This is a genomic window from uncultured Psychroserpens sp. (assembly GCF_947492715.1).
GTDB lineage: Bacteria > Bacteroidota > Bacteroidia > Flavobacteriales > Flavobacteriaceae > Psychroserpens.
The window spans coordinates 288438-301440 of record NZ_CANLNS010000002.1; the positions used below are offsets into that span (position 1 = coordinate 288438).

General features: G+C 34.0%; 12 protein-coding genes. 5 read left to right on the forward strand and 7 right to left on the reverse strand.

The annotated features are described in order from the left end of the window. Positions 1-82 precede the first annotated feature (82 nt). Positions 83-2395 (forward strand): type IA DNA topoisomerase, encoded by a 2313-nt coding sequence (locus tag Q0787_RS08140; protein ID WP_298901917.1) that lies wholly within the window; start codon positions 83-85, stop codon positions 2393-2395. Between the two features lies 1 nt (position 2396). Further along, positions 2397-2969, forward strand: a complete 573-nt coding sequence (locus Q0787_RS08145; protein WP_298901919.1) for a pseudouridine synthase — start codon at positions 2397-2399, stop codon at positions 2967-2969. On the opposite strand, the gene Q0787_RS08150 is transcribed toward Q0787_RS08145, so the two are convergent. From Q0787_RS08150 to Q0787_RS08165, 4 genes are all read right to left on the reverse strand, one after another. Further along, positions 2966-3388 carry a DUF3995 domain-containing protein gene (locus Q0787_RS08150; RefSeq protein WP_298901921.1) on the reverse strand — a complete coding sequence of 141 codons (423 nt, stop codon included), beginning with the start codon at positions 3386-3388 and terminating at the stop codon, positions 2966-2968. The two genes, Q0787_RS08145 and Q0787_RS08150, sit on opposite strands and share 4 nt — an antisense overlap. 8 nt (positions 3389-3396) lie before the next feature. Then, entirely contained in the window at positions 3397-3858 is a 462-nt protein-coding gene (locus Q0787_RS08155; protein ID WP_298901923.1) for a cold-shock protein, read from the reverse strand. Between the two features lie 213 nt (positions 3859-4071). Then, the gene (locus Q0787_RS08160) at positions 4072-4797 is read right to left on the reverse strand and encodes a hypothetical protein (protein ID WP_298901924.1); all 726 of its coding nucleotides are present in this window, start codon (positions 4795-4797) and stop codon (positions 4072-4074) included. Positions 4798-4882: 85 nt separating this feature from the next. Next, positions 4883-6394: a DEAD/DEAH box helicase family protein gene (locus tag Q0787_RS08165; RefSeq protein WP_298901925.1), complete on the reverse strand. Its 1512-nt coding sequence runs from the start codon at positions 6392-6394 to the stop codon at positions 4883-4885. Between the two features lie 700 nt (positions 6395-7094). Between Q0787_RS08165 and Q0787_RS08170 the strand changes: the two genes are divergently transcribed. Next, positions 7095-7661, forward strand: a complete 567-nt coding sequence (locus tag Q0787_RS08170) for a biopolymer transporter ExbD (RefSeq protein WP_298901927.1) — start codon at positions 7095-7097, stop codon at positions 7659-7661. A 2-nt stretch (positions 7662-7663) separates the two neighbouring features. On the opposite strand, the gene Q0787_RS08175 is transcribed toward Q0787_RS08170, so the two are convergent. After that, positions 7664-8098 carry a hypothetical protein gene (locus Q0787_RS08175; RefSeq protein WP_298901928.1) on the reverse strand — a complete coding sequence of 145 codons (435 nt, stop codon included), beginning with the start codon at positions 8096-8098 and terminating at the stop codon, positions 7664-7666. A gap of 51 nt (positions 8099-8149) precedes the next feature. Here Q0787_RS08175 and Q0787_RS08180 point away from each other — a divergent pair, with 51 nt between their 5' ends. Next, positions 8150-9457, forward strand: a complete 1308-nt coding sequence (locus tag Q0787_RS08180; RefSeq protein WP_298901930.1) for a dipeptidase — start codon at positions 8150-8152, stop codon at positions 9455-9457. Positions 9458-9477: 20 nt separating this feature from the next. Here the strand turns inward: Q0787_RS08180 and Q0787_RS08185 are convergent, their stop codons facing one another. Together Q0787_RS08185 and Q0787_RS08190 are read right to left on the reverse strand one after the other, a co-directional pair. Then, positions 9478-9792: a hypothetical protein gene (locus Q0787_RS08185; RefSeq protein ID WP_298901932.1), complete on the reverse strand. Its 315-nt coding sequence runs from the start codon at positions 9790-9792 to the stop codon at positions 9478-9480. 104 nt (positions 9793-9896) lie between these two features. Then, positions 9897-11897 (reverse strand): dehydrogenase E1 component subunit alpha/beta, encoded by a 2001-nt coding sequence (locus Q0787_RS08190; protein ID WP_298901933.1) that lies wholly within the window; start codon positions 11895-11897, stop codon positions 9897-9899. Positions 11898-12049: 152 nt separating this feature from the next. On the opposite strand from Q0787_RS08190, the gene Q0787_RS08195 reads away from it, so the two are divergent. Beyond that, positions 12050-12997, forward strand: a complete 948-nt coding sequence (locus Q0787_RS08195) for a 2-oxoglutarate and iron-dependent oxygenase domain-containing protein (protein ID WP_298901934.1) — start codon at positions 12050-12052, stop codon at positions 12995-12997. Positions 12998-13003 lie beyond the last annotated feature (6 nt).

A 13003-nucleotide genomic window follows, 5' to 3' on the forward strand; every position in this document is an offset into this window, starting at 1 on the left:
AACTCTCTACAAATCTCTTTCAAAAAACAACAACAATTTCCTATTTTGCAGTTCTGTTTACATCCTAAAACTAAAATTATAAATGAAGGTCTGTATTGCCGAAAAACCTAGTGTTGCTCGAGAAATTGCACAAGTTCTTGGTGCCAATACCAAGCGCGATGGCTTTTATGAAGGTAATGGCTATGCAGTAACCTATACGTTTGGGCATTTATGTACACTCATGGAGCCAAACGACTATAAACCTTATTGGAAAAGTTGGGATCTAAACAACCTACCAATGCTACCTGAAAAATTTAAAACCAAAGTAGTAAGCAATTCTGGCATTGAAAAACAATTCAATATTGTAAAATCGTTGTTCGATAAGGCCGATGTTGTAATCAATTGTGGTGATGCTGGTCAAGAAGGAGAACTTATTCAACGCTGGGTTTTAGACCAAGCCAATTATAAAGGTAAGGTTCAACGTCTTTGGATTTCTTCGTTAACTATAGAAGCAATTAGGGAAGGTTTTGAAAATCTCAAAGATTCTGAAACCTATGATAATCTCTATTATGCAGGCTTTTCTCGTGCTATTGGTGATTGGCTTTTAGGAATGAACGCAACCCGTCTGTATACTGTAAAACATGGTGGATACAAACAAGTGCTATCTGTTGGTCGTGTACAAACTCCAACCTTAGCAATGGTTGTGAACCGATTTAAAGACATAGAAAATTTCAACCCAAAGCCGTATTGGGAGTTACATACGCTCTATCGTGACACTCTATTTGTTTATGAGGAAGGACGATTTCATAAAATGGAAGAAGGTGAAATTTTAGCCAATAAGGTAAAAGAGCATGATTTTGAGGTTGTATCTATAACCAAAAAGAAAGGAAAAGAATACGCACCTAAACTCTTTGATCTTACAGGATTGCAGGTTTACTGTAATACAAAGTTTGGGTTTTCAGCAGACGAAACTCTAAAAATTGTTCAAAAACTATACGAGCAAAAAGTAGTAACCTACCCAAGAGTAGATACCACTTTTTTACCCACAGACATCTACCCAAAAGTGCCAGGCATACTTCAGAAATTAACCAACTATTCTGAACTAACCCAATCACTTTTAGGAAAAAAAATAAAAAAATCGGCTAAGGTCTTCAATGATAAAAAAGTAACCGATCACCACGCTATTATTCCAACCGGAATTCAAATTAATCTGCAATACAACCAACAGCAAGTCTATGATATCATAGTAAAACGTTTTATTGCAGTATTTTATCCAGATTGCGAGGTATCAAATACTACAGTTATTGGGAAAGCAGATGATGTAAACTTTAAAACGACAGGAAAAGAAATCCTTAAAGACGGATGGAAAACCGTATTTAAATTCGGAAAAAAGAGCAGTTCAAACACCTCAGAAAAAGATACGCTTCCCACATTTTCAAAAGGTGAAAAAGGACCTCATGAGCCATCATTCCTAGAAAAGCAAACCAAACCACCAAATCAATTTACTGAAGCGTCTCTCCTACGTGCTATGGAAACTGCAGGTAAACAAGTAGACGATGACGAACTACGCGATTTAATGAAAGAAAACGGTATTGGAAGACCATCAACACGGGCCAATATCATCGAGACTTTATTTAAACGCCAATATATTAAGCGCAACAAAAAGCAAATTTTACCAACTATAACTGGTGTTGCCCTTATTGACACCATTCAAAATGAACTTTTAAAGTCTGCCGAACTTACCGGACTGTGGGAAAAACAGCTCAAAGACATCGAAAAGGGTGAATACAGTGCTAGCAGATTTATCAAAAACATGAAAAAGATGGTAGATGATTTGGTCTATGAAGTACGTAGCGAAACCTCTCGTGCCAATATATCACAAGCCACAGTGATTGAACAACGTCAGGTAAAAGCAAAGCAATCTGAAGCTGCTGGTTTATCTTCGGAAATGTGCCCGCAATGTAAACAAGGGCAGTTACTTAAAGGAAAAACAGCCTATGGATGTAGTCGTTTTAAAACAGGCTGCAACTTTATATTGCCGTTTAAAGTTTACGGAAAGAAGATTTCTGAAAAGCAACTCATCAGATTATTGCAAAAAGGGTCTACTGTTAATCTCAAAGGGTTTTCATCAGATGATGGAACAACTGAAGGGTTGTTACGTTTCAACGAAAACTTTAAGTTGGTTTTAGAAGCAAAAAAGGACAAAACTAAAATTTCCGAAGTAAAGAAAAGTAAAGCTGTTAATTGCCCTAAATGCCAAAACGGTACTATAATTAAGGGGAAAACTGCTTACGGTTGCAGTGCTTATAAGTCGGGCTGCAATTTCAGAATGTCATTTGAGACAATTCGTGCAAAGGCGCAAGGACAAACACTTACAAAAGATTTAGTTTATTCTATTCTAAAAACGAATGTTTAACATGGAACATCGCCATTTTAAACTGTTTAAGCCTTATGGATATTTAAGTCAGTTTCAAACCAATGCCAAGCATGAAAAAAACAAGAAGTTCTTAGGAGAACTCTATGATTTCCCAAATGGCACTATGGCTATTGGGCGTTTGGATAAAGATTCTGAGGGTTTACTTCTTTTAACCACAGACGGAAAAGTAAGTTTCGATGTTACCAGTTCAAAAACAGATAAAGAGTATTATGTTCAGGTGGATGGGGAAATTACTAGTGAAGTCATTGAGCAATTGCAACATGGTGTGTCTATAAGTCACAAAAGTGAATCCTATATAACCAAACCATGTAAGGTTATAAAATTAAATCAAGCTCCAAATTTCCCAGAGCGAGGAAAGAAAATTCGTGATGAACGCCATGGTAAAACCTCCTGGATTTCCATAACGATTAACGAAGGTAAGTTCAGGCAAGTACGAAAAATGACAGCTACTGTTGGATTTCCTACACTAAGACTAGTAAGAGTTAGAGTTGGACACCAAAGATTAGATGATTTAAAAATGGGAGAAGTCATTGAAATTGATTCTATCTTCTAGTACCAGAACTTTAGCATATAGCCAAGAAGGGCGATACATAGGCATAAAGGAGCATATAATCTCGTATCATATCTGGCAAACGCAGTAGATTTTACTGTTTTAAAAAACCCAAGATATTTAAATTCACCGATGGCTCTTAATAAAAAAACGGATGGTATGATCCATCCAAAATATGTAAAAATCCAAGAACTAAGCGTTATATCTATAAGGTTAGCTTTCAAAAAATAAAACACAGAAAAAAACAACAATCCCAAACCAACTATAGCACTATCAATAGGCTTAGGATTTAACATCCGTTGTCCTTCTTCATTAGTTGGTAAGGAAGCATCAAAACCAAAAGTTCCTCCAAACACCCAGTTTATATGGATTAAGGAGAGTATTAAAAAAATTATACTCAGTAGTAGTGCTAAAATTAGCATGACTAAATTTATATCAGCTTCACTCGAACCGCATTCATACCACGATTCCCTTTTTCTAATTCAAATTGAACTTTATCGTTTTCTTGAATTTCATCAATAAGGCCACTTACATGGCAGAAGTATTTTTCTTGATCTTCAGTATCAATTATAAAACCAAATCCTTTAGAATTATCAAAGAAAGACACTTTACCTTTTCTAATAGGATCGTACTCTTCTTCTTCAACATCTTCTTTTTTGGGTATGCCTAAAACTATACTTTTGGCTTTTACTTTTATTTTATCAGCCGGATCTGGAGGTGTATCTGTTAAATTACCAAACTGATCTACGTAAGCAAAAGGGATGCTATCTACCCCTCCTTTTTCTTCTTTTTCGAGCTTACGCGCTTCCATTTTTTTACGCTTTTCTTCACGCTTTTTTAAACGCTTTTTTTCTTTTTCGCTTTTGTTAAATGTCTGTTGCGACTTTGCCATTCTTTACTCTGTAATCTTTTATTAATTAAGTACACATTGCACCTATAACGTAAAGATAAGTGTAAAATTTGGATTAATACAGGAATATTAAAATTAGTTAATCAAAAGTTAAACATCATCAAAATAAGTACTAGAACATTAGAGAATTAGAATCATTTGGAAACCCATAACTCAACCATTTAACAGTAATCCAGAGATTTACAAAATCTCTAACTAGTTATTGCTTTTTATTTCAGGTTCCTCTTCCTTTTCTGGATCTTGTTTTATCACATTAACTGTAGCTTTAACTCCAGTAAGAAGGTTCCATTTTTTGGACGAAACAAGATTCCCTTTGTCGTCGTAAACAATAAACTCTGCCGTGTTTGGCCCAGAGTCTCCTTGATTTAAAGCTAAGAATACAATTTTATTAACTCCTGGAGCTAATTGAACATCGAAACCTCTGTAGCCTGAAGTTAATAACAGTGAAGGAACTAGCATGAGATCATTTACAAATACACGCACCAAATCGCCATCTGGATATTCGTGATCGCGGCAAACAATTTTCACAAAGCCACCTTTTGTTTTAATATCACCAAGAAAAACATCTGCCATAGTTTCTGTAGACAAACCTTGTTCTACAGCAACTTTTTTAAAACGCTTTTCAAAAAGCTCACCTGGATTACGTAAACCATTATTGTCTATCATAGAAAACTCTTTTTTAGGCTTTTTGATAGAAATTTTGCTTTCTGTAGGTACAGCAATTCCAGAAATGTTTTTTTTGGTTTTAGTAATCCCAATCTTGGAATTAGGTTTGATGTCAAGTTTTGTTGGTGTAGAATCTTTTTTCTTTGACTCGATTGCTGGAATTTTAATAGACTTCTTCTCACTCTGATCTGGCGGTTGACTAAACGCAGACATAGAGCACAGCACAAAAAGTAAAAAAATAAGATAATTCTTCATCACAATTTATTTAGTATAGTCGTTTCAAAAACTATACCTAACATTAAAAGTAACGACTTTAAACCGTAAACATTTTAATTTTACGTTAAAACTTTCCGTTGAAACTTAAACGTAGCTTACGCGTATATTCTTCTAAAAGCCAATCTTTGTAGTTTTTAGTACTATTCATAATGCAATAACAATATTGCTTTATGCGATAACAAATATCATCATGCAACAGCTTAGCCAATTCCCTTGCTTCAAAAACATCTTCGCTATTTGCTATCACCAATGCAGAATGTTGTGCTATACTATTCTCTATAGCTTTCATTGATTTTTGCCCTTCACGAGTTACTTTTTTATACTCCGCCTTGATATCAAAATCATCGCTAGGATTTTTCTTGAATCGTTTTCTTAAGGATTCTGGCATCTTATAGACAAACTCACGTTCAATATCTTCATCATTTCGAAGATTTTCAAGATAAAAATCTGGATTTTTAAAGATATGTTGCCAATCTACAGGTTGGCTCCAAGGACCAAATCGAACTGCATTATTTCCTAAATCAATAACTGTAAACTTACTTTTATCACCATGAATTCTCGACCCTCTACCAATCATTTGAAAATATAAGGTCAAAGAACGTGTGGCTCTATTAAGTATAATGGATTCTACAGAGGGCTCATCAAAACCAGTAGTTAGGATACTCACTGAGGTTAGAATTCCGTTTGGTGTGTTTTTAAACCACTTCAAAATTTCTTTACGCTCCTGCTTGCTAGATGTATTGTCTAAATGTCGAACATCATAACCTGCTCTCTTAAACGTATAATAAACCTCTTTTGAGGTATTAATACCGTTATTGAAGATAAGGGTTTTCTTTCCTTTAGAAAGCTCTTCATAAGCAAACAATAACTTTCCTTGCATTGCTGCATTGGTATATAATGCTTCTGAAGATTTAACTGTATAATCGCCATTAATACCTATCTTAAGGGTATTTAGCGATACATCATAATTATAAATTTCTGCCGAAGCTAAAAATCCATTTTTAATTAGGGTAGAAATATTATCACCAACAATCAACTCTTTATAGTTGTCTTTCATTGGTAATTTGATATTACTACTTAAGGGTGTCGCTGTAACACCAAGAATAAAACAGTTGTCAAAAAACTTAAATAGTTTTCTAAATGAATTATAATGGGCTTCATCAATAATGACAAGTCCAATATCCTCTAGATTAAGTTTTCCATCATTTAACCTGTTATTTAAGGTTTCTACCATGGCCACGAAACATTGATACTGATCTTGGTCTGGTAACTCTTTAACCTTACTGTTTATTATTTTGTTGTTTACACCAAAACCATGCAACACTTTCGACGTTTGTTTGCATAGCTCAATTCGATGTGTTAAAATAACAACCTTCTTTTGGTGCTTCTTTATATATTGTCTAACAATTTCAGAAAAAATAACCGTTTTACCTCCTCCTGTAGGTAACTGGTATAATAAATTATAATTATCAGGAGCAGCTTCAAAAACATCAAATATGCGATTAAGATCTGCTATTTGATAGTCATATAGGCGTTTTTTGGTTTCTTTCTTTGTTATTTCAAGGGTTTCGGACATAAATTAATAGCTTCAGAAAAACAATTCTTGCAAAATTAAGGTTTTATAAGAGTTATTAAGCATATTGTTAAAAACAATTGAAAAGTAATTCCTACTCTTCTATGTTAAAAAATGTTAAATAACTACTATGTAATGCAAAGTACTGTAACATTTTTTTAATTCTGTCGTCTTTCTAGTATAACATTAATCATTAAAATCAATTATTATGAGAACTTTAAACAACAATCAATTATCAAATACATCTACAGAAACGAGATTGTATACGTGGAATCAAAAAAGAAGATATAGATCATAACATCTATTTTAAATCATCAATCAAAAAAATCAAATATCATGAGAACTTTAAACAACAATCAATTATCTAGTACATCTATTGAAACGAAAATGTACACATGGAACCAGAAAAGACGATATAGATAATCAAACTATATCACATCATCAATCAAAACATCAATCTATCATGAAAGCTTTAATTAAAATTATCAACACATCACATACAACAAATGACGACTTAGAGACGTTACGTTAATAGTGATCAGAAAAACATTTATTCATCAATCAAAATTGATATTGAACTAAGTATCAATATTATATCCGGAAAAACCAGTAGACTATTTAAGTATACTGGTTTTTTTGTGTTCTGAAATTGGTATCGTTTTTGAGACGTATCTAGAATACAATAATCTTAAAAACTATTATTATGAGAACATCAAGACGACAATCTCCACAGGTTAATGCCGGCTCAATGGCAGACATTGCATTTTTATTACTAATCTTCTTCTTAGTTACAGCTGTGATTCCACAAGATGTTGGAATTAAAAGAAAACTTCCTGCACCTTGCCCTCCTAATGAAAATTGTGATGGCATAATAAAACAAAGAAACATTCTTGAAGTAAAAATAAATGCTAAAAACGAATTATTCGTTGAAAATAAAGTTATTGACATCAATGAACTCAAAGATGTTACAAAAGATTTTCTTGATAATAATGGAGATGAATCTTGTGCATATTGTAACGGGTTAAAAGATGAAACATCCTCAGAAAATCCACAAAGTGCAGTAGTCTCTCTTACTAATGACAAACTCACCTCTTACAATTTCTATATTAAGGTTCAGGATGAATTAACTAAAGCCTATTTCGAATTGAGACGTGATTATACTGAAAATATTTTAAAGAAGTCAACAAATGAGCTTACTAAGGAAGAACTACTTCAAGTACGAAAAGCATATCCTTTTAAATTATCTGAAGCAGATGTTAAGAATCAATAAACCTAGTTAGACTCTAAGGAGTCTGGCTCTATTTTAACTCTATAACTGATGTTAACGCTGCGCCTGCCCCATTCTTTTGCTGCCTTGACATCAGTTCCCATATAAATATCAATACGCTGCCTCCAACGTCTATTCATTTTATCTTTAACTAAATACGTCCCCTCCAGTCCTTCTATTTTTACAAGTGTATTGTGAGTTAATCCCTTTTTAAGTAAATCTCTAGACACAGCAATATAGCGTAAGCCTGGTTTTAAACTATCTCCAAATGCCGTAATATGCGGATTAGAACTTGTTTGGTACGCTAAAGAATTGTAGGCTGTTGCGGTGACTTCAATAGACTCCCATTGGTAAGGATTTGGAACTTCTTTTTTGCATGACAAGATTAGTATAAATGTCAAAAACAGTGCAACGAATGAATATGATGTAGAGGAATTCATATTTAAATATAAGATTTGTAACTTCACAATTGAAACGAAATCTAATTTTTTATGAAATCACTCTACCTTCCTTTATGCATTTTAATTATGGTCTCTTCTTGTAAAAATGACACTAAATCTAGCAACACAGCTACAAGCAATAATGATTCAATTACCCTTATAGAACGTGCAAAAGCCATTCATGAACGCGTAATTACATTAGATACGCATTGTGACATCAATATTAAAAATTTCACAGACTCTATCAACTACACTCATAATCTAGAGTCTCAAGTTAATTTGCCTAAAATGAAAGCAGGAGGATTAGATGTGGCCTGGTTCATTGTATATACTGGACAGGATACCCTTAGTACAGAGGGCTATCAAAAAGCATATGATAATGCCATGTCAAAATTTAATGCCATTCATAAACTTGTTGATGATATCGCTCCAAATCAAATTGAACTCGCCTTAAACTCTAATGACGTTCGTCGTATCTCGAAATCTGGAAAAAAAGTAGCTATGATTGGTATTGAAAATGGCTACCCTGTGGGTACAGAGATTTCTAATGTAGAAAAGTTTTACAATTTAGGTGCGCGTTATATGTCATTATCACATAATGGTCATAGTCAATTATGCGATAGTAATACTGGTGAAGAAGATGGTGTGTGGTTGCACAATGGCTTAAGTGATCTTGGAAAAGAAGTCGTTAAGGAGATGAATCGCTTAGGAATGATGATTGATGTATCTCACCCATCAAAAGAATCAATGCGTCAAATGATCGAACTCAGCAAAGCTCCAATAATAGCATCTCATTCTTCAGCTAGAGCACTTTGTGATCATAGCAGAAATTTGGATGATGAACAATTAGAATGGATGAAGCAAAATGGAGGGGTTATTCAAACTGTAGCATTTCAAGCCTATACCAATACTGAAAAAAACGACGCTAGAAATAAAGCTATAAAGGACATACGAAAAGAAATAGCTACATCTTTAGGAACTACGTGGTATGATTGGAATGATATGAAAGGGCTTTCAGATGACGAAAAAAATGCCTTCTTCGAACTAAGGGCAAAAATTATAAAATTGGCTGATAAAAAAGCTGAAAACATGAGCAACTTCCCTCCTAAAGTAAACGTATCAGATTTCGTAGATCATATTGATTATATGGTTAAAAAAATAGGTTTAGAACACGTAGGTATAAGTAGTGACTTTGATGGTGGCGGTGGTATTGAAGGCTGGAGTGACGCTTCAGAAACATTTAACGTAACACTAGAATTGGTAAAACGTGGATATACCGAAAAAGAAATAGAAATGCTCTGGAGTGGAAACCTTTTAAGAGTCTTAGACGAGGTTCAAGCCGTTGCCCAAAAGAGTTAAGACGTCTAGGTTATTGGAGCTTAAAACGAACTGTTAAAATCTATAAACCTCACAATCACAGTAACTACAAACAAAATAAAAAGTATAGAATTAGCAACTATTCCAAAAATCTTCTTAATCGAGTTTGGCTCTTTAAGACCTTTCATGCTAAATACAAAACCAATAATTGAAGACACGAAAACAAGAATCATCAAAAAGCCACTGGCATACCTATAAAAATCGAGTGATATTTTTTCATTAGCCGCCAATATTTGCAATAATAAAAATAAGAGAAAGGTCACAATAGTAATCATTGCGAACTGAAATCCTTTTTTTGAGTTTGATGGTGTATTCATTATTTAATTAATCTTTTTAAGATAACTATTTTAAAAATTAAAATTATCTAAAATATTATAACAACATAACCTTAATAAATAGTTTAGAAAATTAAAATTAACTATCAATAAGCTAACAATTCCTTTAAAGCGACCTCAAAACGCCCTTTAGCCATATATTGTTCTTCCAATTGGTTAATAAACGGAATTGGCGTATCCATACTTGCTACACGTTTCACAGGTGCATCCAGTTGTTCAAAGCAGTTTTCCATAATTAAAGATGAAATATCACTAGCAATACCACCAAAAAGGGAATCTTCTTGCAAAACAATGGCTTTTCCTGTTTTCTTTACAGACGCAAAAATAGCATCGGTATCTAAGGGTTGTAGACTGCGTAAGTCAATCAAATCGGCATTGATATCACTATTGCTATCCAAAATTTCTAATGCCCAATGTACACCCGCGCCATAAGTAATGACCGTCACATCTTTACCTTCTTTAAGGACAGATGCTTTTCCAAAAGGCAAAGTGTAATAATCTACTGGTACGTCTTGTCGTACGCTTCTATATAATGCCTTATGTTCAAAAAACAGTACTGGATTAGGGTCTTCTATCGCAGTGGCTAACAAGCCCTTCGCATCAAAAGGAAACGCCGGATATATCACTTTCAACCCAGGAGTTTTTGTAAACCAAGCCTCATTGGTTTGAGAATGAAATGGCCCAGCTGCTACACCTCCACCACATGGCATTCTAACCACGACATCGGCTTGCTGATTCCAACGGTAATGCGATTTTGCCAAGTAATTTACAATCGGATTAAAACCAGAAGTAGCAAAATCTGCAAACTGCATCTCCATAACCGCTTTCATTCCAGCAATAGATAAGCCCATAGCCGTTTCAACAATTGCAGATTCACAAATAGGCGTATTACGTACACGTGCTTTTCCAAACTGTTTTACAAAACCTTCAGTAATTTTAAACACACCTCCATATTCAGCGATATCTTGTCCCATGATAACTAAATCATCATGCTTCTCCATAGATTGCTTTAATCCTAAAGAAATGGCATCAATCAACCTTAATTCTTCTGTTTTAGAAGAAGGTTTGGTTTCTTTATAATCAAATGTTTTATAGATATCGTCAAGTTCAGTTTCTATATTTGGAACAATAGGCTCTTCATCAAAGGCCTTTTTTAAATGCTCGTTAATTTCCGAAGTAATCGTTTCTTTTAGTGTTTCGTCTTGCTTTTCTGTAAGAATACGCTGTGCTAATAAATACGTTCTAAAATTATCAACAGGATCCTTTTTTGCCCATTCATCCATGAGATTTTTAGGCACATACTTTGTACCACTTGCCTCCTCATGTCCTCGCATTCTAAACGTTTTGAATTCAACCAAAATAGGTCTCGGGCGTTTTCTTATACTTGCCGCTAATTTTTCCATTTTAGTATAGACTTCAATAATATTATTTCCATCTAAAACGAACGATTCCATTCCATACCCTTTGCCTCTATCGGCAATATCTTTACATCGATATTGTTCATTAGTAGGTGTTGAAAGGCCATAGCCGTTGTTTTCAACACAAAACAAAACGGGCAATTGCCAAACAGAAGCAACATTTAAGGCTTCATGGAAATCACCTTCACTAGTACCACCTTCGCCTGTAAACACGGCAGTAACGCAGTCCTTATTTTTCAATAAACTCGCCAAGGCTATCCCATCTGCAACACCTAGTTGAGGACCTAAATGAGAAATCATCCCAACGATATTAAATTCTTGAGTTCCAAAATGAAACGAACGATCTCGTCCTTTCGTAAAACCGTTTGCTTTTCCTTGCCACTGACTAAATAAGCGATATAAAGGGATGTTACGTGTTGTAAACACACCTAAATTACGATGCATGGGCAACATATATTCTTCAGTTTTCATCGCCATTGTTACACCAACTGAAATAGCTTCTTGTCCAATTCCGGAAAACCATTTTGATATTTTACCTTGACGCAATAGAATGAGCATTTTCTCTTCTATCATGCGAGGTTTGAGCATATTTTTATATAGACTTAAAAGGGTCTTGTCGTCTAAGTTTTTCTTATCGTAGGTTATTAAACTCTTGGTTGAGGTCAACATTATATATGAAATTGCGTTTGTAAATCAAATGTAAATAAAAATTGACGTTTTTAATGGTTAAGACCATTTATTTTTAACCACTATTTAAAAGTATGATTTTAGGACTATTTTCGTTATTTTTGTTAGTTGAACTGCATTAAATACATTTTATAATGAATAAAATACCAAGTGTAAATCTTCAAGATTTTATATCTGGAGACGAGAGTAGAAAGCAAAAGTTTATAAACGAAATAGGAAAAGCCTACCAAGATATTGGATTCGTGGCACTTAAAGGACATTTTTTAGACGATCAACTTGTTGATAATTTATATAAAGAAGTAAAGAATTTTTTTAGTTTACCAGTAGAAACCAAAAGAAGTTATGAAATTGAAGGCATTGGTGGCCAACGTGGTTATGTTTCCTTTGGGAAAGAAAGTGCTAAGGGTAAAAAAGAAGGTGATTTAAAAGAGTTTTGGCATTTTGGACAATATGTTGAAGATGATCCCGAACGCGCAAAGGAATACCCAACTAACGTAGAGGTAAAAGAAGTTCCTGAGTTCAATTCGGTTGGTAAAGAGACTTACCAAATGTTAGAAAAAACGGCCAAATATGTATTACGTGCATTGGCTTTATATTTAGATTTAGAAGAAACTTATTTTGATAATTATATCCACAACGGTAATTCAATATTGAGGCCTATCCACTATCCTCCTATTCTTGAAGAACCTGAAAATGCGGTTAGAGCTGCAGCTCATGGTGATATTAATCTTATCACTTTGTTAATGGGTGCCCAAGGAAGAGGTTTACAAGTACAAAATCATAAAGGCGAATGGATAGACGCTATTGCTGAGCCCGATGAACTCATGATAAATGTTGGTGACATGCTATCTAGACATACCAACAATAAATTAAAGTCTACTATTCATCGCGTAGTAAATCCGCCTAGAGAACTATGGGGAACCTCACGTTATTCTATACCGTTTTTTATGCATCCTATTAGTGAAATGAAATTAAACGTTTTAGATAGCTGCATTGATGAGAATAACCCTAAACAATTTGATGATATTACGGCTGGAGAGTTTTTAAATGAACGATTAATAGAACTCGGACTTAAAAAATAATTCTTA

Excerpts from the sequence above, each read along its gene's own strand:
- Q0787_RS08140 (WP_298901917.1), top strand. The coding sequence starts at position 83 with ATGAAGGTCTGTATTGCCGAAAAACCTAGTGTTGCTCGAGAAATTGCA.
- Q0787_RS08145 (WP_298901919.1), top strand. The coding sequence starts at position 2,397 with ATGGAACATCGCCATTTTAAACTGTTTAAGCCTTATGGATATTTAAGT.
- Q0787_RS08150 (WP_298901921.1), bottom strand. The coding sequence starts at position 3,388 with ATGCTAATTTTAGCACTACTACTGAGTATAATTTTTTTAATACTCTCC.
- Q0787_RS08155 (WP_298901923.1), bottom strand. The coding sequence starts at position 3,858 with ATGGCAAAGTCGCAACAGACATTTAACAAAAGCGAAAAAGAAAAAAAG.
- Q0787_RS08160 (WP_298901924.1), bottom strand. The coding sequence starts at position 4,797 with ATGAAGAATTATCTTATTTTTTTACTTTTTGTGCTGTGCTCTATGTCT.
- Q0787_RS08165 (WP_298901925.1), bottom strand. The coding sequence starts at position 6,394 with ATGTCCGAAACCCTTGAAATAACAAAGAAAGAAACCAAAAAACGCCTA.
- Q0787_RS08170 (WP_298901927.1), top strand. The coding sequence starts at position 7,095 with ATGAGAACATCAAGACGACAATCTCCACAGGTTAATGCCGGCTCAATG.
- Q0787_RS08175 (WP_298901928.1), bottom strand. The coding sequence starts at position 8,098 with ATGAATTCCTCTACATCATATTCATTCGTTGCACTGTTTTTGACATTT.
- Q0787_RS08180 (WP_298901930.1), top strand. The coding sequence starts at position 8,150 with ATGAAATCACTCTACCTTCCTTTATGCATTTTAATTATGGTCTCTTCT.
- Q0787_RS08185 (WP_298901932.1), bottom strand. The coding sequence starts at position 9,792 with ATGAATACACCATCAAACTCAAAAAAAGGATTTCAGTTCGCAATGATT.
- Q0787_RS08190 (WP_298901933.1), bottom strand. The coding sequence starts at position 11,897 with ATGTTGACCTCAACCAAGAGTTTAATAACCTACGATAAGAAAAACTTA.
- Q0787_RS08195 (WP_298901934.1), top strand. The coding sequence starts at position 12,050 with ATGAATAAAATACCAAGTGTAAATCTTCAAGATTTTATATCTGGAGAC.